24 protein-coding genes are annotated in these 26,724 nt (G+C 52.0%); 4 read left to right on the top strand and 20 right to left on the bottom strand.

Going from position 1 to position 26,724, the window contains the following annotated elements:
- Positions 1 to 6: 6 nt before the first annotated feature.
- The 17 genes from accA to rpsB form a co-directional block, all read right to left on the bottom strand.
- On the bottom strand, positions 7 to 966 hold the full coding sequence (gene accA, locus OI69_RS11940; protein ID WP_039350592.1) for an acetyl-CoA carboxylase carboxyl transferase subunit alpha: 960 nt from the start codon (positions 964 to 966) through the stop codon (positions 7 to 9).
- 12 nt (positions 967 to 978) lie between these two features.
- Positions 979 to 4,461, bottom strand: coding sequence for a DNA polymerase III subunit alpha (gene dnaE / locus OI69_RS11935; RefSeq protein WP_039350590.1), 3,483 nt, complete (start codon positions 4,459 to 4,461; stop codon positions 979 to 981).
- 86 nt (positions 4,462 to 4,547) lie between these two features.
- Complete coding sequence (rnhB, locus tag OI69_RS11930; RefSeq protein WP_039350587.1) at positions 4,548 to 5,144, bottom strand: ribonuclease HII; 597 nt, start codon at positions 5,142 to 5,144, stop codon at positions 4,548 to 4,550.
- A 19-nt stretch (positions 5,145 to 5,163) separates the two neighbouring features.
- Positions 5,164 to 6,315, bottom strand: a complete 1,152-nt coding sequence (gene lpxB, locus OI69_RS11925; protein WP_039350584.1) for a lipid-A-disaccharide synthase — start codon at positions 6,313 to 6,315, stop codon at positions 5,164 to 5,166.
- A gap of 3 nt (positions 6,316 to 6,318) precedes the next feature.
- Positions 6,319 to 7,107 (bottom strand): acyl-ACP--UDP-N-acetylglucosamine O-acyltransferase, encoded by a 789-nt coding sequence (gene lpxA / locus OI69_RS11920; protein WP_039350814.1) that lies wholly within the window; start codon positions 7,105 to 7,107, stop codon positions 6,319 to 6,321.
- Positions 7,108 to 7,111: 4 nt separating this feature from the next.
- The gene (gene fabZ / locus OI69_RS11915; protein ID WP_172644777.1) at positions 7,112 to 7,585 is read right to left on the bottom strand and encodes a 3-hydroxyacyl-ACP dehydratase FabZ; all 474 of its coding nucleotides are present in this window, start codon (positions 7,583 to 7,585) and stop codon (positions 7,112 to 7,114) included.
- Positions 7,586 to 7,668: 83 nt separating this feature from the next.
- The gene (lpxD, locus tag OI69_RS11910; RefSeq protein WP_039350581.1) at positions 7,669 to 8,691 is read right to left on the bottom strand and encodes a UDP-3-O-(3-hydroxymyristoyl)glucosamine N-acyltransferase; all 1,023 of its coding nucleotides are present in this window, start codon (positions 8,689 to 8,691) and stop codon (positions 7,669 to 7,671) included.
- Between the two features lie 3 nt (positions 8,692 to 8,694).
- A complete protein-coding gene (gene skp, locus OI69_RS11905) occupies positions 8,695 to 9,192 on the bottom strand; it encodes a molecular chaperone Skp (protein ID WP_039350578.1) in 498 nt (165 codons plus the stop codon).
- Positions 9,193 to 9,362: 170 nt separating this feature from the next.
- A complete protein-coding gene (gene bamA / locus OI69_RS11900) occupies positions 9,363 to 11,795 on the bottom strand; it encodes an outer membrane protein assembly factor BamA (RefSeq protein ID WP_039350574.1) in 2,433 nt (810 codons plus the stop codon).
- Between the two features lie 35 nt (positions 11,796 to 11,830).
- Positions 11,831 to 13,186 (bottom strand): sigma E protease regulator RseP, encoded by a 1,356-nt coding sequence (gene rseP, locus OI69_RS11895; RefSeq protein WP_039350572.1) that lies wholly within the window; start codon positions 13,184 to 13,186, stop codon positions 11,831 to 11,833.
- Positions 13,187 to 13,207: 21 nt separating this feature from the next.
- Positions 13,208 to 14,065, bottom strand: coding sequence for a phosphatidate cytidylyltransferase (gene cdsA, locus OI69_RS11890; RefSeq protein WP_039350568.1), 858 nt, complete (start codon positions 14,063 to 14,065; stop codon positions 13,208 to 13,210).
- A gap of 9 nt (positions 14,066 to 14,074) precedes the next feature.
- Positions 14,075 to 14,836: a (2E,6E)-farnesyl-diphosphate-specific ditrans,polycis-undecaprenyl-diphosphate synthase gene (ispU, locus tag OI69_RS11885; protein ID WP_039350565.1), complete on the bottom strand. Its 762-nt coding sequence runs from the start codon at positions 14,834 to 14,836 to the stop codon at positions 14,075 to 14,077.
- A gap of 197 nt (positions 14,837 to 15,033) precedes the next feature.
- Positions 15,034 to 16,230 carry a 1-deoxy-D-xylulose-5-phosphate reductoisomerase gene (gene ispC / locus OI69_RS11880; RefSeq protein WP_039350562.1) on the bottom strand — a complete coding sequence of 399 codons (1,197 nt, stop codon included), beginning with the start codon at positions 16,228 to 16,230 and terminating at the stop codon, positions 15,034 to 15,036.
- A 140-nt stretch (positions 16,231 to 16,370) separates the two neighbouring features.
- Positions 16,371 to 16,928: a ribosome recycling factor gene (gene frr / locus OI69_RS11875; protein ID WP_039350558.1), complete on the bottom strand. Its 558-nt coding sequence runs from the start codon at positions 16,926 to 16,928 to the stop codon at positions 16,371 to 16,373.
- Between the two features lie 137 nt (positions 16,929 to 17,065).
- The gene (gene pyrH / locus OI69_RS11870; protein ID WP_010284821.1) at positions 17,066 to 17,791 is read right to left on the bottom strand and encodes a UMP kinase; all 726 of its coding nucleotides are present in this window, start codon (positions 17,789 to 17,791) and stop codon (positions 17,066 to 17,068) included.
- Positions 17,792 to 17,943: 152 nt separating this feature from the next.
- A complete protein-coding gene (tsf, locus tag OI69_RS11865) occupies positions 17,944 to 18,795 on the bottom strand; it encodes a translation elongation factor Ts (RefSeq protein WP_039350554.1) in 852 nt (283 codons plus the stop codon).
- A 134-nt stretch (positions 18,796 to 18,929) separates the two neighbouring features.
- Positions 18,930 to 19,655 (bottom strand): 30S ribosomal protein S2, encoded by a 726-nt coding sequence (rpsB, locus tag OI69_RS11860; RefSeq protein WP_010284816.1) that lies wholly within the window; start codon positions 19,653 to 19,655, stop codon positions 18,930 to 18,932.
- A gap of 345 nt (positions 19,656 to 20,000) precedes the next feature.
- On the opposite strand from rpsB, the gene map reads away from it, so the two are divergent.
- The 4 genes from map (at position 20,001) to OI69_RS11840 (ending at position 24,879) form a co-directional block, all read left to right on the top strand.
- Entirely contained in the window at positions 20,001 to 20,795 is a 795-nt protein-coding gene (map, locus tag OI69_RS11855) for a type I methionyl aminopeptidase (RefSeq protein ID WP_039350551.1), read from the top strand.
- A gap of 41 nt (positions 20,796 to 20,836) precedes the next feature.
- Positions 20,837 to 23,551 (top strand): bifunctional uridylyltransferase/uridylyl-removing protein GlnD, encoded by a 2,715-nt coding sequence (gene glnD, locus OI69_RS11850; protein ID WP_039350549.1) that lies wholly within the window; start codon positions 20,837 to 20,839, stop codon positions 23,549 to 23,551.
- Between the two features lie 28 nt (positions 23,552 to 23,579).
- A complete protein-coding gene (dapD, locus tag OI69_RS11845; protein WP_039350547.1) occupies positions 23,580 to 24,407 on the top strand; it encodes a 2,3,4,5-tetrahydropyridine-2,6-dicarboxylate N-succinyltransferase in 828 nt (275 codons plus the stop codon).
- An 82-nt stretch (positions 24,408 to 24,489) separates the two neighbouring features.
- Positions 24,490 to 24,879 (top strand): DUF3461 family protein, encoded by a 390-nt coding sequence (locus tag OI69_RS11840; protein WP_039350546.1) that lies wholly within the window; start codon positions 24,490 to 24,492, stop codon positions 24,877 to 24,879.
- An 83-nt stretch (positions 24,880 to 24,962) separates the two neighbouring features.
- On the opposite strand, the gene OI69_RS11835 is transcribed toward OI69_RS11840, so the two are convergent.
- From OI69_RS11835 to OI69_RS11825, 3 genes are read right to left on the bottom strand one after another with little or no spacing between them, the layout of a single operon-like run.
- On the bottom strand, positions 24,963 to 25,418 hold the full coding sequence (locus OI69_RS11835; RefSeq protein ID WP_039350535.1) for a flavodoxin: 456 nt from the start codon (positions 25,416 to 25,418) through the stop codon (positions 24,963 to 24,965).
- A gap of 59 nt (positions 25,419 to 25,477) precedes the next feature.
- Entirely contained in the window at positions 25,478 to 26,263 is a 786-nt protein-coding gene (gene truC / locus OI69_RS11830) for a tRNA pseudouridine(65) synthase TruC (RefSeq protein WP_039350525.1), read from the bottom strand.
- Positions 26,256 to 26,606: a YqcC family protein gene (locus OI69_RS11825; protein WP_039350523.1), complete on the bottom strand. Its 351-nt coding sequence runs from the start codon at positions 26,604 to 26,606 to the stop codon at positions 26,256 to 26,258. Before OI69_RS11825 ends, truC begins: the two co-directional genes overlap by 8 nt.
- Between the last annotated feature and the right edge of the window lie 118 nt (positions 26,607 to 26,724).

The following is a 26,724-nucleotide window of genomic DNA, read 5'->3' as shown; positions in this document are numbered from 1 at the left end:
GCCTTATCAGCAGTAGCCGTAATTCATCAAACGCTGATAGCGGCGGTTCAACAATTCTTCTTCCGTCAAGCCGTCCAGATCGAGCAGGTCGGCCAGCAGTTGTGCTTTCAGAGACGCTGCCATCGCCGGAACGTTACGGTGCGCGGAACCCAGAGGTTCAGGGATCACGGTATCGATCAGTTTCAGCTCTTTCAGACGCGGGGCAATAATTCCCATTGCTTCCGCCGCCAGCGGCGCTTTATCCGCGCTCTTCCACAGGATAGACGCACAGCCTTCCGGTGAAATCACCGAGTAGGTGCTGTACTGCAACATGTTGACCTTGTCACCCACGCCGATAGCCAGCGCACCACCGGAACCACCCTCACCGATAACGGTACAGATGATGGGTACACGCAGCGTCGACATTTCACGCAGGTTACGCGCAATCGCTTCGGACTGACCGCGCTCTTCTGCGCCAACGCCCGGATAAGCACCCGGCGTGTCGATAAAGGTGATAATCGGCATCTTGAAACGATCGGCCATTTCCATCAGGCGCAGCGCTTTGCGATAGCCTTCCGGTGCAGGCATGCCGAAATTACGGCGAATCTTTTCTTTGGTTTCACGGCCTTTTTGATGACCAATGATCATCACCGGACGTCCATCCAAACGGGCAATCCCACCGACAATCGCTTTGTCATCGGCATAGGCACGATCGCCCGCCAGCTCATCAAAGTCGGTAAAAATGTGCTTAATGTAATCAAGCGTATAAGGACGTTGCGGATGGCGCGCTAATTGCGCCACCTGCCAGGCACCCAAGTCGGCGAAGATTTTACGCGTCAATTCAACGCTTTTCTCACGCAGGCGCTGGACTTCTTCGTCCAGATTAATATCCAATTTTTCGTCTTGACGGCTGACTGAGGTCAGCGAGTCAATTTTCGCTTCCAACTCTGCAATCGGCTGCTCAAAATCAAGAAAATTCAGACTCATAGTATTCCTATATTAGTCAAATTCCAGTTCCACCTGCTCATTACCCACTAATGTGCGCAGCTCGTTCAGTAGCGCATCGGCAGGCGTTACACGCCATGCTGCCCCGAAGCGTAATCGGGCGCGCGCATCTTCACGCTGGTAGTAGAGATGCACTGGGATCGTCCCCGATCGATGGGGTTCCAACGATTGACGGAGACGGTTTAATAGCTGGTCATCAATTTGCCTGTCAGTCAGCGAGATAGCAAGCCCGCGCGCGTATTTTTCCCGCGCTTCACTGATATCCATTAACTCTCGGACGGTCATTTTAAGCCCGCCGCTGAAGTCATCAAAGCTGACCTGTCCACTGGCGATAAGGATACGGTCTTTCTCAAGTAAATGCTGATATTTTTCCAATGCATCGGTAAACAGCATGATCTCAAGCCGACCGGAACGATCGTCCAATGTACAGACACCAATACGGTTCCCCCGCTTGGTAACCATGACGCGGGCCGCCAACACCAGCCCAACGGCAGTGGTCATTTTGCCCCGATCCGTCGGGTGCATATCTTTCAAACGCACGCCATTGGCATAGCGTTCAATTTCCTTAATATATTGCGTGATCGGGTGGCCGGTCAGATACAGCCCCAGCGTTTCCCGTTCACCATCAAGCACCACCTGCTCCGGCCACGGCGGCACCGTACTGTAGGATTGTTCAACCTGTTCTGGTGCCTCGGCCAGCACGCCAAACATATCCACCTGACCAATGGCTTCCGCTTTCGCGTGCTGATCGGCAGCTTTCAGCGCATCCGCTAATGAGTTCATCAGCGCGGCACGATGCGGCCCCAGACGATCAAAAGCACCCGACATAATCAGCTTTTCCAGCACGCGACGGTTCAGCTTTTTAATGTCGGTACGTGCACAAAGATCAAACAGTTCTCTAAAATAGCCGCCCTGATTACGCGCTTCAATAATCGCTTCTATTGGGCCTTCACCCACGCCTTTAATTGCACCGATGCCGTAAACAATCTCGCCATCGTCATTAACGTGGAAGTGATACAGACCGCTGTTGATGTCCGGCGGCAGAATTTTTAAATTCATCCGCCAGCATTCATCCACCAAACCCACCACTTTATCCGTGTTGTCCATATCGGCGGTCATCACCGCCGCCATGAATTCTGCAGGATAGTGCGCCTTCAGCCACAGCGTCTGGTAAGACACCAATGCATAAGCGGCGGAGTGAGATTTATTAAAGCCGTAACCGGCAAATTTTTCCACCAGGTCGAAAATCTTAACTGCCAGTTCGCCGTTCACCCCGCGGGATTTCGCGCCATCTTCAAAACCACCGCGCTGCTTCGCCATCTCGACCGGGTTCTTTTTCCCCATCGCACGACGCAGCATGTCTGCGCCGCCCAGCGTGTAACCCGCCAGCACCTGCGCGATCTGCATCACCTGTTCCTGATACAGGATTATGCCGTAGGTCGGCTCCAGCACTGGCTTGAGTGACTCGTGCTGCCACTCGATATCAGGATACGAAATCGCTTCACGGCCATGCTTACGGTCGATAAAGTTATCCACCATACCGGATTGCAGCGGGCCGGGACGGAACAGCGCTACCAGAGCGATCATATCTTCAAAGCAGTCAGGTTTGAGGCGTTTGATCAGGTCTTTCATACCGCGCGATTCAAGCTGGAATACCGCTGTGGTTTCCGAGCGTTGCAGCATGTCGAAACTTTTCTTGTCATCGAGCGGGATCGCAGCGATATCAATCGGCTCCAGCCCTTGCTTCGCACGACGAGCGTTAATCATCCCCAACGCCCAGTCGATAATGGTCAACGTACGCAGGCCAAGGAAGTCGAACTTCACCAGCCCGGCATATTCCACGTCATTCTTATCAAACTGGGTAACCGGATGGTTCCCTTCCGCGTCGCAATATAACGGTGCGAAATCGGTGATCTTGGTGGGGGATATCACCACCCCACCAGCGTGTTTACCGGCATTACGCGTTACGCCTTCAAGCTTCCGCGCCATATCAATCAGCGCTTTCACTTCCTCATCGGCTTCATAAATTTCCGGCAGTTGCGGCTCAGCGGCAAAGGCTTTTTCCAGCGTCATGCCGGGATCGGGCGGCACCAGTTTTGAGATACGATCGACAAACCCATAAGGGTGCCCAAGCACGCGCCCAACGTCACGAATCACCGCTTTCGCCGCCATCGTACCGAAAGTAATAATCTGCGATACCGCATCACGTCCGTACATTTCCGCGACGTGATCGATGACCTTATCGCGTTTTTCCATACAGAAATCGACGTCGAAGTCAGGCATGGAGACACGTTCAGGGTTGAGGAAGCGTTCGAACAGCAGGTCGAATTCTAGCGGATCCAGATCGGTGATTTTCAGCGCGTAAGCCACTAACGAGCCAGCGCCGGAACCGCGTCCCGGCCCAACAGGCACGTCGTTATCTTTCGACCATTGGATAAATTCCATCACGATCAGGAAGTAGCCTGGGAAGCCCATCTGGTTGATTACGCCCAGTTCAATGTCCAGACGCTCATCATATTCAGGCCGACGCTCAGCGCGCACTTCCGGGTCAGGGAACAGGAATTCGAGACGTTCCTCCAGCCCCTTTTTCGAGCACTGAACCAGAAAATCTTCCGTACTCATATCGCCCGTCGGGAACTGCGGCAGGAAATATTCCCCCAAACGGATTGTTACGTTACAGCGCTTGGCAATTTCAACGCTGTTCGCCAGCGCTTCAGGAATATCCGCAAATAGCTCGCACATTTCCTCTTCGGAACGCATGTACTGCTGCGGGCTGTAATGACGTGGACGTTTGGGATCGTCAAGCGTGTAGCCATCGTGAATCGCTACGCGGATCTCATGGGCATCAAAATCATCAGAACTGATGAAACACACTTCATTGGTCGCCACTACCGGCAATCCGTGCTGCGTTGCCAGTTCGACAGCCGCGTGCAAATAGCTTTCTTCGTCGGGGCGGGAGGTACGCGTCAACTCCAGATAATAACGCTGAGGGAAATGCTCCTGATAGAACGCCAGACACTGTTCGGCCTGCGCCTGATTACCGCGGAGCAAAAATTGACCGACATCCCCACGGCGACCACCAGACAGTAAAATCAGCCCTTCCTGATGCTCAATCAGCCAATCGCGGTCAATCGTCGGCCCGGCTGCGCCATAACCGCGTTGATAAGCACGAGAAATCAGCAACGTGAGATTCTGGTAGCCCTTATTATTCATCGCCAGCACGGTGAGATGCGCGAGTTCATCCCCTAGCTCGTCGCTTTCGACATAGAAGTCTGCGCCGATAATCGGCTTGATGCCTGCGCCATGCGCGCCACCATAGAATTTAACCAGCCCACACAGGTTGGTAAAATCGGTAATCGCCAGCGCCGGCATGCCGAGTGCCGCCGTTTTTTTTACCAGAGGGCCGACTTTAGCCAGCCCATCGATCATGGAATAGTCACTGTGAACACGCAGGTGAACAAAACGTGGTTCGGCCATCTCCGGATCCCAGAATTTATCGATTAGTCAGCATGGCTGCGACACGATTGCCTGCGCACGCCACACCGAGAGTTAATAATGATGTTTTACGCCAGACCTAATGCACGTTTAACTGGCGCGAAGCTCCGACGGTGAAACTCAGTCGCGCCCAGCGCAGCCAGTTTCTCCAGATGAAAAGCCGTTGGATAGCCTTTGTGTTGAGCAAAGCCATAAGCGGGGAAGCGTTGATCCAACTCGACCATCTCACGATCGCGAGTCACTTTCGCCATAATCGAGGCCGCGCTGATTTCTGCCACGCGGCTATCCCCTTTAACCACCGCCTGAGCGGGCATCGGTAACGCCGGACAACGGTTGCCGTCAATGAGAACAAAATCAGGCTTGATAGCCAATCCCGCGACCGCACGCTGCATTGCCAACATGGTAGCATGCAGGATATTCAGTTGGTCAATCTCTTCCGGCTCCGCACGACCGAGGCTCCATGCCAGCGCCTTCTCTTTGATTTCATCATAGAGCGCCAGCCGACGTTTTTCACTCAGCTTTTTAGAATCCGCCAGCCCGACAATGGATCGGGTCGGGTCCAGGATCACCGCAGCGGTTACGACCGCGCCAACCAGAGGGCCACGCCCAACTTCATCAACGCCAGCGATACAGGTCGCCTGCGGATAGACAAATATTTCGCTCATGGTTTTATTAATATGCTTATTAACAAGGCCTTACTAATTCCAGCACCGCCTGAGCCGCCTGCTCATCGGCGTTACAGCGAATTTGCTGATGCAAATCCACAAACGTCGTGCGCAATTCAGCCGTTTTATCCGCATTGGCAAACAGTGGCAGCAGCGCGGCGGCCAGCTTATCTGGCGTGCAGTCGGTCTGTAGCAGTTCTGTCACCAGCTCACGCCCGGCCAGCAGGTTAGGTAGTGATACCCACGGCGTTTTGACCAGACGCTGCGCCAGCCAAAAGGTAAACGGCTTCATACGATAACCGACAACCATCGGACATTTCGCCAGCATGCACTCTAACGCCGCCGTGCCGGATGCCAATAGCGCCGCATCGCTGGCAATCATAGCTTCACGCGCCTGACCATCCAGCAAATGCACGCGGAGATCGGGAGCCACGCTACTTTTTATCCGCTCGAACTGCTCACGCCGCTTGCTGTTGACCAACGGAACCACGATTTCCAGATCGGGAAAATGTTGGCGCAGTAGCACAGCCGTATTGAGGAAATCGGCACTCAGCATTTCTACTTCAGCGCCACGGCTGCCCGGCAGCAGCGCCAGACAGTGCGCATCCGGCGCAATTCCCAAGGCCGTACGGGCGGCCAGTTTATCGGGATGCAGCGGCATCGCATCTGCCATCGTGTGGCCGATAAAGCGACAGGGTACATTGAAACGATCGTAAAACGCTTTTTCAAAAGGCAAGAAGGCCAGCACCAGATTGGTCGCTTTACCTATTTTGAAAACGCGTTTTTGACGCCAAGCCCACACAGATGGACTGACGTAGTGAATAGTATTGATGCCGCGCTGCTTGAGGTTCCCCTCCAGCGTGATATTGAAATCAGGTGCATCAATCCCCACGAAAACATCGGGTTGGAGTTCGCTGAAGCGCTGGGTTAAATCCCGCCGAATTTTCAGCAGGCGAGGAAGCCGCTCAAGCACTTCCACAATGCCCATCACCGCCAGCTCTTCCATTTCGTACCAGGCTTCACAGCCTTCAGCCTGCATACGCGGCCCGGCAACGCCGACAAACCGCGCATCGGGCACCTTTTCTTTTAGCGCCCGGATCAGGCCTGCGCCAAGGATGTCGCCGGAAGTTTCCCCGGCGACCAGCCCAATAGTCAAAGGACGTGATGACATGGATTAACGAATGATGCCGCGCGTAGAACGGGCGAAGAAATCGGTAAACGCCTGCACCGCCGGGTATTCCGCCGCCAGCGCTTCAATTTCCGGTTTCACTTCATCCAACGTTTTACCACTGCGGTAAAGCAGTTTGTACGCGTTACGAATCGCATGCAGGGTGTCTTTCTCGAATCCACGACGCTTCAGGCCTTCGATGTTCAGGCCAAACGGCGTGGCGTGGTTCCCCTGCGCGATCACATACGGCGGTACGTCTTGCGCGACACCGGAGCATCCACCAACCATGACGTGAGCACCGATAATGCAGAACTGGTGTACCGCCGTCATCCCACCGATAATTGCAAAATCATCGACGGATACGTGGCCGCCCAGCGTCGCATTATTCGCCAGAATACAACGGTTACCCACCACACAGTCGTGTGCGATATGCGTGTTGATCATCAACAGGTTATCGCTACCAACTTTAGTCAACCCACCGCCCTGCGTTGTACCGCGATGAATCGTGACGCTTTCACGGATGCGGTTACGATCGCCAATCTCAACGCGGGTCGGTTCCCCGGCATACTTGAGATCCTGATTCACTTCACCAATTGACGTGAACTGATAGATTTCGTTATCGCGACCAATTTTAGTGACGCCATTGACGACGACATGTGATTTCAGCACCGTACCTGCACCGATCTCAACCTGAGAACCGATATAGCAGAACGGGCCAATATGAACGCCAGCGCCAATAATGGCACCGTCTTCAACAATCGAACTAGGGTGAATAAAGGCGGTTTGATCAATCACGTTATCAGGACTCCCGACGACGAGCACACATCATTGACGCTTCACAGGCCACTTCGCCATCAACTTTGGCAACACCTTTAAAGCGTGCAACGCCACGACGCTCTTTGATGAATTCAACTTCAAGGATCATTTGATCGCCTGGCTGCACCGGACGCTTAAAACGCGCTTCGTCAACAGCGGCGAAATAGTACAGCTCACCCGGTTCCAATTTACCGACGCTTTTGAACGCCAGAATCCCCGTGGCCTGAGCCATAGCTTCCAGAATCAACACGCCAGGAAAAATCGGTTTACCTGGGAAATGGCCCTGGAAGAAGGGTTCGTTAAAAGAGACGTTTTTCACCGCCCGCAGAAACTTCCCTTCTTCAAAATCCAGTACCCGATCAACTAGCAAAAACGGGAAACGGTGCGGTAATAATTCTAAAATCTCTTCAATATGCAGAGTATGAGTGTCAGTAGTCAAAATACTCTTCCTGTCCATAAAAACTGATGCCATCAACAACACGGCCTGCGCAGACCCTAAATTAGGTGTCTTCAGGCAGGCCGCAAATAAAACGCGAGTGATTAAACGTTATCGACTTTTCGTTCAACGGCTTTCAACCGTTTGCTTATCTCATCAATATTCATCACCAACGCTGCGGTTTTACGCCATACTTTATTGGGTTGTAAAGGAATGCCTGAAGAGTATACCCCAGGTTCTGTGATAGGTCGCATGACCATTCCCATTCCCGTGACCGTCACTTTATCGCAGATCTCCATGTGCCCGTTAATCACGCTGGCACCGCCGATCATGCAATAACGACCAATTTTCAAGCTTCCCGCCATAATGACGCCACCCGCGACCGCGGTATTGTCGCCAATCACGACGTTGTGCGCAATCTGGCATTGGTTATCAATGATAACACCATTGCCAATGACCGTATCATCCAACGCACCGCGATCGATGGTCGTGCTTGCGCCAATCTCAACCCGATCGCCAATCCTGACCGTTCCCAACTGCGGGATCTTCACCCAGTTGCCGCGATCGTTGGCATAACCAAAACCGTCAGAACCGATAACCGTTCCAGACTGGATCAGGCAATGCTCACCCAGCTCCACACGGTGATAAATCGTTACATTTGCCCATAAACGCGTCCCCGCGCCAATGCGAGCATCTTTACCGACAAAACAACCGGGGCCAATGACAACGCCATCACCCAGTTGTGCGCCAGATTCGATGACAGCATTTGCACCCACGGATACCTGCTGGCCGAGCGTCGCATCGGGTGCAATAACTGCACTTGGCGCAATATCGGTTGCTGGCTGTGGCGTCGTATCCAGAAGTTGTGCCATGCGTGCATAGGTAAGATAGGGATTCTTCACTACCAGTGCAGCAACCTGACAGTAAGGCAAATCCGCTTCCGTTAACACAACAACAGAGGCTTGCGTCACTGCTAGTTGCTCACGGTAACGACTGTCGGAAAGAAACGTAATGTGCCCAGCTTTTGCCGAATGCATAGAAGCAACACCGGTGATGACGATATCGCCATCACCGTGTAATTGTGCATCCAACTGTTGAGCTAACGCATCCAGTCGAATCGAATACATGGTTTATTTAACCTGTTTCAGCACATCGGCAGTAATATCTTTGGCATTGGCGACATACGCAACGGCGTTAGCGTCAATCACAACATCATAACCTTCTTTGCTGGCAACCGCTTTCACGGCATCCTGAATACGGCTCAGAATTTTATTGCGTTCTTCCGTCTGACGACGGCGGTTATCCTGATCAAAAGCTTGTGCTTTCGTTGAGAACTGCTCACGCTGCGCCATGATGTCTTTTTCCATCTTGCTGCGGTCGCTCGCTTTCATGGTGGAACTATCACGTTGCAACTTTTGCATCTTGGTCTGTAAATCGTTTTCCATAGATTGCAATTCAGAAGCACGGCCTTTGAACTCATTTTCTAGCTGTTTGCCAACGGTTTCACGCTGTGGCAACTGTTGGAAAATGCTGGAAACGTTAACAACGGCAATTTTGTCAGCAGCCTGAACGCTGGCTGAAGCAGCCAATGCTAAACCGAGGCCTGCGGCACATAACCACTTTTTCACTATAAACTCCTCAACCTAACCTATTTGTGTCTTAACACTTAATGATGAGCACCGCGTCATGACATGAGCGTGCATTCAACACTCATACCATGAACGGTTCATATCAATGAGCGACTCATATCAACGAACAACGATGCGACATTCCCTGCATACGACCTACTGACGTCACACTACCAGGTTTTGCCAATGTTAAACTGGAACTGTTCCGACTTGTCTCCATCGTACTTTTTCACCGGCTGGGCATAGGAGAAAACCAATGGCCCAAGCGGAGACATCCATTGCAACGCGATACCGCTGGAAACGCGGAAGTTACTCGCCTTACTGTAATCCGGCACGCCTGCGGCAATCGTGGCAGGCGTATTTTCCCAGTTGGTATCCCATACTGTACCGCCATCAATAAAGAACGAGGTACGTACTGAATTCGCGTATTTATCACTGATAAATGGCGTCGGTACGATCAGTTCCGCACTCAACACGGCCATCGCGTTACCACCAACGGCATCATCCAGATTGGTTGAATCAATCGGACAGTTTGAATATGACGTATGAGTACCTGTTGTACATTGGTAATAAGCCGCTTTAGGACCAATGGTATTCGACTGGAAGCCACGCACCGTACTGGAGCCGCCAGCATAGAAGTTGTCGTAGAACGGCACTTCTTTCCCACCGAGGCCATCAGCAAAGCCCGCACGGGTTCGACCCATGAGCACCCATTTGCCACTATCAGTCAATGGATAATAGCTCGCTGAGTCAAACGTCAGTTTGTAATATTCATTGTCAGATCCAGGTATAGCAACCTTGGCATTAGCAGAGGCACGCGTCCCTTTCGTCGGAAAGTAGCCACGATCAAGGTTGTTATACGACCATCCAGCATTCAGGAAAAGATCGTTGGCTTTGAAATCCGCATCGGACTTGGTGTTCTCATCAACGACAGAAGGCGTGACCCCCACAGAATTCAGATAACGCCACATTGCCACCTGCGGTCTCATATCTGAGAGGTCGTTATGGACATAATCCACACCGAGGCGCAACGAGTTGTTCTCGTTAATGGGGAAGCCCAACGTGCTGCCAACGCCATAACTTACGTTGGTATAGTCAGACAGATCGGCGTCGGATGCTTCAAACTTGTTGTAGAAAACACGACCACCGAGGCTCACACCATCAACGGTAAAGTACGGGTCGGTCAGTGACAGTTCGACATACGTCTGGTAGTCGTTTTTCGTCCCGCTGATACCCACGGAATTCCCCGTTCCCAACCAGTTGTCCTGCTGAACTCCCGCCTGAAAACTCACGCCACTTTCTGTACCGAAACCGACACCAAAGTTGAATGTGCCCGTATTACGTTCTTTAACTTTATACGTCACATCAACCTGATCGGCCACGCCGGGAACACGCTGCGTTTCTACATCAACACTTTCAAAATAGCCCAGTCGGTTGAGACGCTCTTTGCCCTGTTCGACCAGATCATTACCTAACCAGGCACCTTCCATCTGGCGCATTTCACGACGCAGAACCGAGTCTTTAGACGTGTCGTTACCGTCAAAACGGATATGACGCACATAGAAACGGTTACCAGCATCAACGTTGATGTTTAATTTCACCGTCTTGTCGGCATCATTAATTTCTGGCTGTGTGACGACGCGCGGATAGGCATAACCATAACGACCCAGCAGCTTTTTGATGTCCTCTTCCATGCGGGTGACTTTCGTCCCGTTGTAGAGTTCACCCGGTTCAATCTTCGTCAACCCTTCGATTTCCGCAGAGTGACCAGCCAGATTGCCTTTCACCGTCACGCCGGATAGCTTGTACTGCTCGCCTTCCGTCATATTGATAGTGATATAGATGCCTTTTTTATCTGGCGTCAGGCTCACCTGAGTAGAATCAATGTTGAAACGCGCATAGCCGCGATCCAGATAGAAACTGCGTAAGGTTTCCAGATCGCCAGACAACTTTTGTTTCTGGTATTTACGATCACCCACCACGTTCCACCACGGCACTTCATCACGCAGTTGGAAACGAGAAATCAGTTCGTCGGAGCTGAACGCTTTGTTACCGACAATGTTAATCTGCTGGATCTTGGCGGAAACACCCTCCGTAAAGACCAGCTTCAGATCGACACGATTACGCGGCAGTGGTGTGACAACGGCTTTAACCGAGGCGCTGTATTTACCCACGCTGTAGTAGAAATCTTCCAGCCCTTTTTCGATGTTAGTGAGCGCAGTACGGTCTAAGGCTTCACCGACGCGCACGCCCGACGCCTCAAGGTTTTCTTTCAGCATGTCGTCTTTGACGGACTTATTGCCGGAAAACGTGACGCTGGCGATTGTCGGACGTTCTTTCACCTGCACAATCAGCGTTTCGCCATCGCGCAGAACACGAACATCTTCAAAATTTCCAGTCGCAAACAAGGCACGGATAGTGTTACCGATGTCATCGTCACCGATGGTATCACCAACACGAACAGGCATACTGAGTAGTGCCGCCCCGACGGCAACCCTTTGCAGGCCCTCGAAATGAATGTCCTTCACCACGAACCCGTCTGCACCGTATACGGTTGCGCTGCTAAACAGCAGCGACGCTATGAGCAACTTTTTGATCGCCATCGTTGTTATGCGTTTTTCCTAACCTAATCCCGCGCCTAGAGACGAGAGAAATCATTGAAAAGTGCGAGTCCCATTAACAACATCAGCAATACTGTACCAATGCGATAGCTAACGTCCTGCACACGCTCAGAAACCGGCCTGCCTTTCAATTTTTCAACTGCAAGAAAGAGCAGGTGTCCACCATCCAATACCGGCAGAGGGAATAGATTGATGATCCCCAAATTGACGCTGATTAGGGCCAAAAACATCAGGTAATAAATCAATCCATAATCTGCTGACATTCCAGCCCCCTGAGCAATCGAAATCGGACCACTCAGGTTGTTCAGCTTAACATCACCCATAACCAGTTTCCCTAACATACTGACGGTCAATTTCATCAGTTGCCAGGTTTTATCTGTTGCCTGATAGATCGCGCTGAACGGCCCATACTGGCGCACGGTCCTATACTCTTCAGGCAGCGGCGTCACGCTTGGCATCACGCCCGCCAGCCCTTCAACTTTGCCACGCCCCACCGATTTGCTGTCTGGCATTAACGTTAACGACAGGGTTTCGCCATTCCGCTCCACCGCCAGAGCAAGAGATTGCCCAGGATTATCACGCACAGCGATGACAAAATCACGCCATTGCGCTAGCGCCTGCCCGTCGACTTTAACGATCCTATCTCCGACTTGCAAACCTGCTTTTTCCGCCGCCGACCCTGCCTGCACCTGACGCAATATCGGCTCAATTTGCGGGCCACGCGGAATAATCCCGAGCGAAGAGGCAGGATCTTGTTTGTCCGGCTCAAACTGCCAATCGCGTAAATCCAGCGTTTTCTGGACGACACGGTCAGAGCCTAAAGGCGCGGTTCCGATCACAACCTCGCTATCACCAATTTTACCGATTAGTGCCAGACGCGCAGTATCCCAATCAGGCGTTTCGATACCATCAACGGACTTTAGTTCCATTCCTGCCGACATTTCCGCTTGCGCCGCGATGGAATTGGGCAGAATTTCACCCACTACCGGACGCACACCCGGCACGCCGAGAATAAACACCAGCCAGTACGCCACAATAGCAAACAGGAAGTTGGCTATCGGGCCAGCGCTGACGATAGCCGCACGCTGCCAGACGGTTTTATTGTTAAATGACTGGTGGCGGAATTCTGGCGCGACGGCATCGACACGCTCATCCAGCATCTTGACGTAACCGCCAAGTGGGATCAGTGCAATCACGAATTCTGTACCGGTACGATCGCGGCGCCGCCAGAGCGCACGACCGAAACCGACGGAGAAGCGTTCCACCTTCACACCACAGCGACGCGCCACCCAGAAATGCCCAAATTCATGGACGGTGACCAGCACTCCAAGTGCAATGATAAACGCGGCAAGATTCCAGAAAAAACTCAGCATAAATAGCTCTACCGCTTTATTCTACGCCACTTTAAACAGCAGCAGCATCAGGCAAGAGAACACAGGAACCGCAGCCGTCAGGCTGTCGATACGATCAAGCACACCACCATGCCCAGGGATTAAGTGACTGCTGTCTTTGATGCCAGCCTCGCGTTTGAACATGCTTTCCGTCAAATCCCCCAGCACCGAGGCCAGCGCCGCAGCGATAGAGCAAGCCAGCAATGTTGACGGTGCCACTGTTAGCGGTGCATAAAGACTAAACAGTCCAGAGATCGCCGCAGAGGTTGCCAAACCGCCAAGAAAGCCTTCCCAGGTTTTGCCCGGCGAGACTTTTGGCGCCAGTTTACGCTTGCCAAACAGTTTACCGAACATGTAAGCACCGCTGTCTGCCCCCCACACTAATAGCATGACATACAACAGCCACCAGGCCCCCGTAAACGGATTCATCGCGTAGTCATAATGACGCAGCGCGACCATGCCCCAAAAAAATGGCACGATCGTCATAATACCGAATACGAGCCGCAATGTGCGCGAATGACGCCAGAATGAGGCAGAAACCGGGTAAAACAGCACCAGAAGCAGCGCGACGCCCCACCACACCAGCGATGACCAAAGCGCAATACTGATCTGTGGAATATGAGCAGAATAATGGTAGGCCGGGAGTGAGAACAGCATCAGCGCCAGCAATAAACCGCACAGAATCGCGAGCCACAGGCGTTGGCCATAAGAGGCAAAACCGGCCAGTTGACCCCATTCCCATGCCGCCAGCATACAAACCGCCAACGTAACGAGCGTAAATCCCAGAGGAGGCAGCAAGAACAACGCTGCAATAACAATCGGGATCAAAATAAAAGCAGTAATCAGGCGATACTTCAGCAAAAGTTCCCCCTAGGATGCAGTCGCATCGATAGGTGTTGTTCCCCCGAAGCGGCGCTCGCGTTGTGCAAAAGCATTCAGCGCACCTTCAAAGACTTGTTCATCGAAATCTGGCCAGAGGACATCGGTAAAGTAAAGTTCAGCATAAGCAATTTGCCACAGCAGAAAATTACTGATGCGGTGTTCTCCACCGGTTCTGATCACCAAATCAACCGGGGCCAGATCATTCAGACAGATGTACTGACATAATGACGCTTCATTAATGCTATCAGGCCGCAGAATGCCTTCCTGTACCTGCACTGCAAGTTGCCGTACGCCCTGAATAATATCCCAACGGCCGCCATAATTCGCGGCAATATTCAGGGTAAGACCCTGATTCTTTTCTGTCAGTACCTCTGAACGGCGGATTCGTTCTTGTAAACGTGGACTGAAGCGAGCGATATCACCAACTACTCGTAGGCGAACATTGTGCTTGTGCAGGTTTTTTACTTCACTGTCCAACGCCCGAACAAACAGTTCCATGAGTGCGGAAACTTCCTGCGCCGGACGGTTCCAGTTTTCACTGCTAAAAGCGTAAAGCGTCAGTGCCTCCAGCCCTTGGTTCACCGCGAAACTGACTGAACGTCGCACAGCCTTTACACCAGCCTGATGGCCAAAAATCCGCATCTTTCCCCGGCTTTTCGCCCAGCGACCGTTGCCATCCATGATAATGGCAACATGCCGCGGCCCGGCGGGTGGCAGATCGTGAGTATTTTTTTGATTATCGGACGGCATAACGCGTACTTATTTCCTCAAGCAAGAAATACAACAGTCCTTCCGTAACATCAGACCCCGTTAGCGCAAAAAAAGCCGTGAACGATCACGGCTTAGCAGCATGGTCAATTAAACCGCTTTGCGTAATCAACCATTGAGTGGCGCAGACTATACCACCTCCACCGCACATGAACAAATTGTGCCATGGGTCTATCCGGCTATCGCGCGTAGTGTGTCAGAGTCTGTGTTGCAGCCTGTCTGGCCCAGCGATCAATGAACAGAACATCATCAACGCTGCTGGGTTCTGGTAATGTAAGTTGTTCAATAACATATCGATTTACCGCAGCAATATCGGTAAAGCGAATCTGCGACTGCAAAAATGCCGCTACCGCAATTTCATTCGCGGCGTTCAATGCGGTGGTGGCCGACTGTCCATGATTGCAGGCATCAATCGCCAACTGTAAACAAGGATAGCGCGTATAATCCGGTGCCAAAAAGGTCAGCGCACCAATCTGGCAAAAATCTAACGCTTTCACGCCAGAGTCCACCCGTTCGGGATACGCCATCGCGTGGGCAATCGGCGTTCGCATATCAGGCGACCCCAACTGCGCCAGAACGCTGCCATCACGGTAACGAACCATTGAGTGAATCACCGACTGCGGATGAATAATCACTTCCATCTGTTCGGCAGACGCATTAAACAACCAACGCGCTTCGATATATTCCAGCCCTTTGTTCATCATCGTGGCGGAATCAACCGAAATCTTACGCCCCATTGACCAGTTTGGATGCGCACACGCCTGATCCGGCGTCATGTCTGCCAGCGCAGACACAGGGGTTTCACGAAATGGCCCACCAGAGCCTGTCAGGACAATACGGTCAACACCATGCTGCGACAATGAAGCGTAGCCTAACTGGCGTTGAATTTGCTCAGGTAAACTCTGAAAAATCGCATTATGTTCGCTATCAATCGGTAAAAGCTGTGCGCCACTTCGCGCCACGGCGTCCATAAAGAGACGTCCACAGGTCACCAGTGACTCTTTATTCGCCAACAAAACCTGTTTTCCGGCATGGATAGCCGCCAGCGTCGGTAATAGCCCAGCGGCCCCCACAATTGCAGCCATGACCTGATCTACGCCATCCAAGGCAGCAAGATCACACGCAGCCTGCTCCCCCGCCAGCACTTCCGTTTTACAGCCGTATTCCGCCAGTTGCTGGCGCAGCGAGGTTGCAGAGGCTTCATCCGCCATTGAGGCATAGGCAGGTTGGAACGTGAGGCACTGCTCCAGCATCAGCTTGACGTTGTACCCGGCGGATAACGCACGTACGGCAAATTTATCGGGATTGGCTTTAATCACGGCCAGCGAACTGACGCCAATAGAGCCAGTGGAACCAAGAATTGTCAGTTGCTTCATTAAAAATGCTCTGAATAACCGGATTTGATGACAGGAAGGTACACGAGTTTAGAACAATTACCATTATATAAAAATAAAGCGCCGCCGAAAAAAGGGGGCAACCCCACAGATTTCCTGCGACGCGATATTCAACGGGCTGATTAGAACTCCATCAGCTCCGCTTCTTTTTCTGCCAGTGCGACGTCAACTTTCTTAATGAAGTTGTCAGTCAGTTTCTGCACGTCGTCCTGAGCGCGACGTTCTTCATCTTCACTGATCGCTTTATCTTTCAACAGCGCCTTCAATTTATCGTTAGCATCACGGCGCACGTTGCGTACAGAAACGCGACCTTGTTCCGCTTCGCCGCGAACGACTTTGATCAGGTCTTTACGACGCTCTTCGGTCAACGGTGGCAGTGGAACACGGATGACGGTGCCAGCAGAAGACGGGTTCAGGCCGAGATCGGAGGCCATGATCGCTTTCTCAACTGCCGGGCCCAGCGTACGATCAAATACCGTAATCGCCAGCGTGCGGGAATCTTCTACGACAACGTTAGCCACCTGACGCAGTGGCGTGGCGCTGCCATAGTATTCAACCTGAATGCCATCGAGAATGCTAGGTGATGCACGGCCGGTACGGATTTTGCTGATCTGGTTTTTAAACGCTTCAACACATTTGTCCATGCGCGTTTCAGCATCTTTTCTGATTTCATTAGTCACGTTGTGAACCCTTGAAAACTGGTTGCCTGGCGAACCATGTCAGTACATGATCCGGTGAATAATTAATGCCAGCGCTCGGCTGACGTGTATAGAGCAATACTGAAAATATATTACCCTATAATCGGGATTAGCCGTTATTACTGACTAATCAACGTCCCTTCTTTTTCACCCATGACAACGCGACGCAGCGCGCCGGGTTTGTTCATGTTGAACACGCGGATCGGCAAGTTATGGTCACGAGCCAGCGTGAAAGCAGCAAGATCCATCACTTTCAGCTCACGTTCTAACACGTCTTGATATGTTAGCGTTTCATACATCGTTGCTGAAGGATCTTTCACCGGATCGGCAGAATAGACGCCATCGACTTTTGTCGCCTTCAATACGACATCCGCTTCAATCTCAATGCCGCGCAAGCAAGCCGCAGAATCGGTGGTAAAGAAAGGGTTACCCGTTCCAGCGGAGAAAATCACCACGCGATTATTACGCAGTAGACTGATCGCTTCTGCCCAACTGTAGTTGTCGCAGACGCCGTTCAAAGGAATAGCAGACATCAAGCGAGCGTTCACATAGGCACGGTGCAACGCATCACGCATTGCCAGACCATTCATCACAGTCGCCAGCATTCCCATGTGGTCGCCCACAACGCGGTTCATACCCGCTTTAGCCAGACCCGCGCCACGAAACAGGTTACCACCGCCGATAACCACACCGACCTGAATGCCTAACTCAACCAGTTCTTTCACTTCCTGAGCCATGCGATCCAGAATGCTCGCATCGATACCAAAACCTTCAGTTCCCTGTAAAGCTTCGCCACTGAGCTTCAGCAGGATTCGTTGATAGACGGGTTTTGCATTGGTTGCCATGGTGTTCTTATCCTACAGGCTGTCGTCGTATTGGGGGGTTGTAAAAATCAAAACTGTCCACCTGGCTCCCTATCTGAATGCAGTAAGCCAAGCGAACTAAAACTCTTGAGGCTGGATAAAAAGGAACCGCCAACTGGCGGCTCTTTTTATTATTAAGACTGCTTACTCATTGCTGCAACTTCAGCAGCAAAGTCAGTCTCAACTTTCTCAATACCTTCACCCACTTCGAAACGGATGAAGTTAGTGACGTCAGCGTTGTGCTCTTTCAGCAGTTGACCAACAGATTTAGCGGGATCCATAACGAAAGGCTGACCTGTCAGAGACACTTCGCCGGTGAATTTCTTCATGCGGCCTTCAACCATTTTCTCTGCGATTTCTTTCGGCTTACCGGACTGCATCGCGATTTCCAACTGAACCTGGTACTCTTTTTCTACCACTTCAGCAGACACGTCTTCTGGTTTCACGAATTCAGGCTTGCTTGCGGCAACGTGCATAGCCAGGTGTTTAACCAGCTCTTCGTCAGCGCCTTTAGCCGCAACCAGAACACCGATGCGCGCACCGTGCTGGTAGTTACCCAGAACGTCGCCTTCCAGCGCTGCAACACGGCGAATGTTGATGTTCTCACCGATTTTTGCAACCAGCGCAACACGCTCTTCTTCGAACTGTGCTTTCAGCACGTCAACGTCAGTGATTTTACCGGCTACAGCCGCGTCCAGCACTTTGTCAGCAAACGCCTGGAAACCACCATCCTTCGCAACGAAGTCAGTCTGGCAGTTAACTTCCAGGATCACCGCGTAGTGGCCGTCGATCTTCGTTTTGATCACGCCATCAGCAGCAACGTTACCTGCTTTTTTCGCTGCTTTAATCGCGCCGGATTTACGCATGTTTTCGATAGCCAGCTCGATATCGCCGTTCGCTTCAACCAGCGCCTTCTTACATTCCATCATGCCTGCGGCGGTACGCTCACGCAGCTCTTTTACCAGGGATGCGGTAATTTCAGCCATTCTAAAATCCTCGGGAGATTTTTCCTGCCTGGCCGTCACGACCAAACAGCTTTAAAAGTGAAAAAGGGGCCATAAAAAGGCCCCTAACCAAACTAGTACTACCTGGTTAATAAGGGCTCAACGAGCCAGACTTATTATTCAGCTTCTACTAAGCCTTCTTCTGCCTGCACAGCCAGATCTTGAGAACGGCCTTCACGGACAGCAGTAGCAACAGCGCTCAGGTACAGGCTAACTGCACGGATTGCATCGTCGTTACCAGGGATGATGTAGTCAACGCCATCTGGATCGGAGTTGGTATCAACCACGGCGAATACTGGAATACCCAGGTTGTTAGCTTCTTTGATGGCGATGTGCTCGTGATCGGCGTCGATTACGAACAGCGCGTCTGGCAGACCGCCCATATCTTTGATACCGCCCAGGCTGTTTTCCAGCTTGTCCAGTTCACGAGTGCGCATCAGCGCCTCTTTTTTGGTCAGCTTGTCGAACGTGCCGTCTTGAGATTGGGTTTCCAGATCTTTCAAACGTTTGATGGACTGACGAACGGTTTTCCAGTTAGTCAGCATACCGCCCAACCAACGATGGTTCACGAAGAACTGATCGCAGTTGTTGGCTGCATCTTTTACCGCTTCGCTTGCTGCGCGCTTAGTACCAACGAACAGAATTTTGCCTTTGCGAGAAGCAATTTTGCTCAGCTCAGCCAGAGCGTCGTTGAACATTGGTACGGTTTTTTCAAGGTTGATGATGTGAACTTTGTTACGCGCACCGAAGATGAATGGCTTCATTTTCGGGTTCCAGTAACGGGTCTGGTGACCAAAGTGTACGCCAGCCTTGAGCATATCGCGCATGGAAACAGTTGCCATGATTACCTCTATTAATTAAGTATGGGGTTATGCCTCCACATGTCCCATTGCGCCGACCCCATCCGGTGAAACACCTCAGGAGCACCCCGGCGAACGTGCCGACATGTGTGTGTTATTTACACAAAGTGAGTTTAGTCGATGAGGTTGAATAACGAATAACCGCTATCCAGCCGGATCATCGGCGCGCTTTATACCATAAATCCCCCTACGACACCACCCTTTGTTATGCAATCGTCCACGAATCAGAATGATAGTTTGGCAAGCCAGCGGCAGGACTGTTAACATAAGTTATTAGTTATCGCTCTTAATTTTCGTGCTTAACAGGCACCTGCGGGACAATCATCAATGGCAATTTCAATTAAAACTCCTGAAGACATCGAAAAAATGCGCGTAGCGGGTCGTCTGGCTGCCGAAGTTCTCGAAATCATCGAGCCCCACGTCGTGCCGGGTGTCAGTACCGCCGAACTGGACAAAATCTGTCACGATCACATCACCAACAAACAGCAAGCCATTTCTGCGTGTCTGGGTTATCACGGTTTCCCGAAATCAGTGTGTATTTCTGTTAATGAAGTGGTGTGCCACGGCATTCCAAGCGATGACAAAATTCTCAAGGATGGCGACATCGTCAATATCGACGTCACCGTCATCAAAGACGGCTTTCACGGCGATACGTCAAAAATGTTCATCGCAGGCAAACCGACTATTCTGGGCGAGCGCCTCTGCCGCATCACGCAGGAAAGCCTCTATCTGGCGCTGAAAATGGTCAAACCGGGCATTCGCTTGCGTACATTGGGCAAAGCGATCCAACAATTTGCTGAAGGCAACAATTTCTCCGTCGTACGTGAATATTGCGGTCACGGTATCGGTCAAGGCTTCCACGAAGAGCCACAGGTTTTGCACTATGATGCCGATGACGGCGGCGTGGTGTTGCAGGCCGGAATGGCATTTACGATCGAGCCGATGCTCAATGCGGGTGATTTCCGCATCCGTACAATGAAAGACGGCTGGACGGTAAAAACCAAAGATCGCAGCTTGTCGGCACAGTACGAGCATACTATTGTGGTAACCGATAACGGCTGCGAAATAATGACGTTGCGAAAGGATGACACCCTCCCCAACATCATCACGCATGAACAGTAAACACTAAGCCGGCAGATGCCGGTTTTTTTATGGGCTGCGCTATGACAGATAAACGCTTTTCGCCAGACATTATGCCACCTGACGCTTCTTTACCACACAGCCCTGTAGACGCCATTACGCCATCACAGCCTCCCGCGTCGCCGCTGACCTATTCAGATGACATGCTGAACTGTCAGGCGCTGAAGCAACAGTTGGAGCTATTCCAGCTTTGGCTCGGAACAGAATTCCGTTCCGGCGTCAGCGCGGAGAAACTCATTGATGCCAGAACCTTGTTCATCGATCGCCTGTTACAGCGGCTGTGGTACTTCTACGGTTTTGAAAATATCGCCCAAACGGCACTGGTCGCCGTTGGCGGATATGGCCGTGGTGAACTGCATCCGCTTTCCGATATCGACGTGCTGGTATTAAGCCAGACAGCGCTCAGTGAAGAATATTCCCAGCGCGTCGGTCAATTCATCACCCTGCTGTGGGATCTGAAGCTGGAAGTCGGCCATAGCGTCAGAACGCTGGAAGAGTGCTTACAGGAAGGGCGTGCAGACATTTCTGTCGCGACCAATCTGATCGAATCCCGCATGATATGCGGCGATGTTGCTCTGTTTCTCACGCTGCAAAAACACGTATTCAGTGATGAATTTTGGCCGTCATCCACGTTTTTTCCGGCAAAAATCGCCGAACAGCAGGAGCGCCATCAGCGCTATCACAGCACCAGCTATAATCTGGAACCGGATATCAAAAGCAGCCCTGGCGGGCTACGCGATATTCACACGCTGCTGTGGGTGGCCAGACGCCACTTTGGCGCGACCTCGCTCAATGAAATGGTGGGCTTCGGCTTCCTGACAGAAGCCGAGCGTAAAGAGTTGAACGAATGCCAAAGCTTTTTGTGGCGCATCCGTTTCGCCCTGCATCTACTCCTGCCACGCTACGATAACCGGCTACTGTTCGACAGACAGCTTAACGTCGCGCAGTTGTTGCAGTACCAAGGAGAAGGCAACACGCCGGTAGAGCGCATGATGAAGGATTTCTACCGCATGACGCGTCGCGTCAGCGAGTTGAACCAGATGCTGTTACAGCTCTTTGATGAAGCCATTTTAGCGCTGGATGCGAGTGAAAAGCCCCGCCTGCTTGATGATGAATTCCAGCTACGCGGCAATCTGGTGGATCTACGCGATGAAAACCTGTTTATCAAAAAGCCAGAAGCCATCATGCGGATGTTTTACCTGATGGTGCGTAACCGTGATATCAAAGGCATCTATTCCACCACATTGCGCCAGTTGCGCCATGCGCGCCGTCACCTCGCCAGCCCGCTCTGCACCATTCCCGAGGCACGTCAGTTGTTCATGGATATCCTGCGCCATCCTTATGCAGTCAGTCGTGCGCTGTTGCCCATGCATCGCCATAGCGTGCTGTGGGCCTATATGCCGCTGTGGGGGAACATCGTCGGTCAGATGCAGTTCGATCTGTTTCACGCCTATACGGTGGATGAACACACGATCCGCGTGCTGCTCAAGCTGGAAAGCTTCGCTGACGAGAATACCCGACCGCAACACCCGCTGTGTGTAGAACTCCATCCTCGCCTGCCCCAGCCCGAATTATTCCTGCTGGCCGCGCTGTTCCACGATATTGCTAAAGGCCGTGGGGGCGATCACTCCGAACTGGGCGCACACGACGTGCTGGAATTTGCCGCATTGCACGGGCTGAACTCGCGTGAAGCCCAGCTAGTTTCCTGGCTGGTACGCTGCCACTTGCTGATGTCCGTCACCGCACAGCGCCGCGATATTCAGGATCCTGCCGTCATTCAGCAATTTGCCGCGGAAGTACAGAGTGAAACCCGCTTGCGCTATCTGGTCAGCCTGACCGTTGCGGATATTTGCGCCACCAATGAAACACTATGGAACAGTTGGAAGCAGAGTCTATTGCGTGAACTCTATTTCGCGACGGAGAAACAGTTGCGTCGTGGCATGCAAAATACGCCGGATTTACGCGAACGCGTCCGTCACCATCGGCTGCAAGCGCTGGCGTTGCTGCGTATGGATAACATTGACGAAGAGGCGTTGCACCACATCTGGAGCCGCTGTCGAGCCGATTATTTCCTGCGCCATTCGCCAAACCAGATTGCCTGGCACGCGCGCCATCTGCTGGAGCATGATGTCAACAAACCGCTGGTACTGATCAGCCATCAGGCCAGTCGTGGCGGTACAGAAATTTTTATCTGGAGCCCGGACAGGCCTTATCTTTTCGCGGCGGTCGCCGGTGAGTTAGACCGACGTAACCTCAGCGTCCACGATGCGCAGATTTTTACCAGTCGCGACGGCATGGCGATGGATACGTTTATTGTGCTGGAACCGGACGGCAGCCCGCTGGCGCAGGATCGGCATGAAATGATACGCCATGCGCTGGAACAGGCGCTGACACAACGGCATTATCAACACCCGCGCGTACGCCGCCCCTCGCCGAAGCTACGTCATTTCAGCGTGCCAACCGAAGTCAACTTCCTGCCGACGCATACGGACAGACGCAGCTATATGGAACTTAGCGCACTCGATCAACCGGGGCTGCTGGCGCGTATCGGTGAGATTTTTGCCGATCTCAACCTGTCGCTACACGGTGCGCGCATTTCCACGATCGGCGAACGCGTAGAGGATCTTTTCATTCTGGCTGACAGCGAGAGACGCGCCTTAAAGCCGGAATTACGCCTTAAATTGCAAGAACGGTTGACAGAAGCCCTTAACCCAAACGATAAAGTACCATTGAGTTAATTTTTACAATCAGGAAAGAGAAATCAGGATGCACCAACAATTACAGAACATCATTGAAACAGCTTTTGAACGCCGCGCTGAAATCACTCCGGCAAACGCAGATACCGTGACGCGTGAAGCCGTTAACCAGGCTATCAGCCTGTTGGATAGCGGTACTCTGCGTGTTGCGGAGAAAATCGACGGCCAATGGGTTACCCATCAATGGCTGAAGAAAGCCGTACTGCTCTCTTTCCGTATTAACGACAACCACCTTATCGAAGGCGGCGAAACACGCTTTTTCGACAAAGTGCCAATGAAATTCGCTGACTATGATGAAGCACGTTTCCAGCGTGAAGGCGTGCGTGTTGCACCGCCAGCCAGCGTACGCCGCGGCGCCTATATCGCACGTAATACCGTGCTAATGCCGTCTTACGTCAACATCGGTGCTTACGTTGATGAAGGGACGATGGTCGATACGTGGGTAACCGTAGGTTCTTGCGCCCAAATCGGTAAAAACGTCCACCTGTCTGGCGGCGTTGGCATCGGCGGCGTTCTGGAACCGTTGCAGGCCAACCCAACCATCATCGAAGATAACTGCTTCATCGGTGCGCGCTCTGAAGTGGTAGAAGGCGTTGTCGTTGAAGAAGGTTCCGTCATCTCGATGGGCGTGTTTATCAGCCAAAGTACCCGTATTTACGATCGTGAAACCGGTGAAATTCACTATGGCCGCGTCCCTGCTGGCTCCGTCGTCGTGTCCGGCAACCTGCCGTCCAAAGATGGTAGCCACAGCATGTACTGTGCAGTTATTGTGAAGAAAGTGGATGCGAAAACCCGCGGTAAAGTGGGCATCAATGAGTTATTACGCTCCATCGACTAAACGAGAAACGGCGGGCTAATCACCCGCCGTTTTTTTATGTTCGAACACAATCAGGACTATCTAAAACCGAGAAGGTGACGCTATGTATGACAATCTACAAAGCCTGGGCATTACCAATCCCGATGATATCGATCGCTATAGCCTGCGTCAGGAAGCGAATAACGACATCCTGAAGATCTATTTTCGCAAGGATAAAGGCGAATTTTTCGCGAAAAGCGTGAAATTCAAATATCCACGCCAGCGCAAAACCATCATGGCTGACAACGCGGGACAGGGCTATAAAGAGATCAACGAAATTAGCCCAAATTTACGTTATGTCATTGATGAATTAGATAAAATCTGCCAACAAGATCAGGTGGAAGTCGATCTGAAACGCAAAATCCTCGACGATCTGCGTCATCTGGAAAGCGTCGTGTCCAACAAAATTGCCGAAATAGAAGCGGATTTAGAGAAGCTGACCAAGAACCGCTAAGCATAGTGATTGCTAAATATATTGCGACAGACCGCAACGAAAACGGGAGCCTTGCTAGCTCCCGTTTTTATCGCAATACGGCTTCACTGTTCGTCAATCAAATCCGCCCATGCTTCAACCCACGGGCATGACACGACTTCCGGCTCCGGGTGTTCGACCGCATCGATTGCCAAAACGTCACCCAAACGCTTCGCGCCAATGTCCTGCAATAGCGCATCGAAAAGATGCCCCCCCGCGCAGAAATTCGGATAGCTGCTGTCACCCAATGCAATCACGCCGTAGCGCAAGGCTGGCTGATAGCCACCGTTATCACGCAATCCAGCGTATAACGGAACGATAGAATCAGGCAGTTGGCCTTGCCCCGTTGTTGACGTGACCACTAAAACCGTATGCTCGCGGTAGTCCAGCCAGGATCCTAGCGTCGCATCTTCAAAGACCTTAACCTCGTGGCCACGCTCCCTGAGGATATTTTCGGCTTCTTCGGCCACCAGCAGTGCATTCCCGTAGACCGTACCCACAAAAATACCAATCTGCGCCATGCTTCTGACTCCCTTTTTAATTCGATGTATTTAAGACAAAAGTAATACAACAGAGATAACTACTCGACGAGATGCCCGCTATCCTGACCTGACTCGGCAGGAAACTCAACCCCTTCAAATTCAGGGAGAATGCCTTGCCAGCTAAACTGCCTCATGACGCCCTGCCATGGCGCATCCCAACGCGCCTGCAATGTCAGTGGCTGTCCACTCACCGGATGATTCAGTTGCAACTCGCTGGCATGCAGCATGAGCCTGCCACAGGAAAAATGTGTCGCCATGCCGCGGTTGTGTCGCAGATCACCGTGTGCAGTATCTCCGATAATCGGATGGTGGATATGTGACATATGGCGGCGTAACTGGTGCTTACGTCCGGTTTGCGGTTTCAGCTCCATCAGGTTGTAGCGTGCCGTGGGGTAACGACCGATGGCGACCGGCATCTCAGCCTGCGCTAAAGAACGGTAATGCGTGACAGCAGGCTGCGGCGCTTTATCAGGATGGGCAAACTTATCAGCAATCTTGTCCAGTTCTTCGGTAAGCGCATAGTCGATCACGCCATCATCCAACACATGACCACGCACCACGGCATGATACGTTTTCTGCATCTGGTGCGATTCGAACTGCTGAGATAGCGTTCTTGCCACCTCACTGGACAGTGCAAGCAGCAACACGCCAGATGTCGGCCTGTCGAGACGATGAACGGTATAGACGTGCTGGCCGATTTGATCGCGCACCGTCTGCATCACCACGACTTTTTCTTTGCGATCCAGCCAGCTACGATGGACTAACCAGCCGCTAGGTTTATTGACCGCGACCAGATGCTCATCCTGATAAATAATCTCAAGCATCGTGTACTGCGCCATCCTGTACATCAGGGTTGAATAGCTCATCGAGCAGCTTGAGACGCAACAGGATTGCCGATGTCTCTTCTGGCGTACCTTCCAGCGCGTCTTCAAAATAGGGAAGCAAAGCCAATTCCGCGGGCAGCGCTAATTCACTATCCAACAGGGCATGCATCCGCGGCAAAAAGACCCACTGCAACCACGCTTCAGGTCGCATGGTATCAAGGCTGAAAGGCTCAGTGCTGTTAAACGCGTCGTCTTCTGGCGGAACCACCTGCCAGAAAGGACTTTCCCTCAATGCACGCTCAATATCGAATAATGACTGACGAACCAGGTTCTCTCTGCTCATGCGGTTTCTCGCCCTTGAAGCCAACGGTAATGGCGGCAAAGCATAGCATTGATATCAGCCTGACCCAATCGCCGCATTTTGTTCATACGTTCTCAGCGATAGCCCGGTACGCGCTTAT

It is taken from the genome of Pectobacterium fontis, from assembly GCF_000803215.1.
GTDB classification, from domain to species: domain Bacteria; phylum Pseudomonadota; class Gammaproteobacteria; order Enterobacterales; family Enterobacteriaceae; genus Pectobacterium; species Pectobacterium fontis.
The sequence above is the reverse complement of the archived record's forward strand: the minus strand, read 5'-3'. Positions and strand labels throughout refer to the sequence as shown.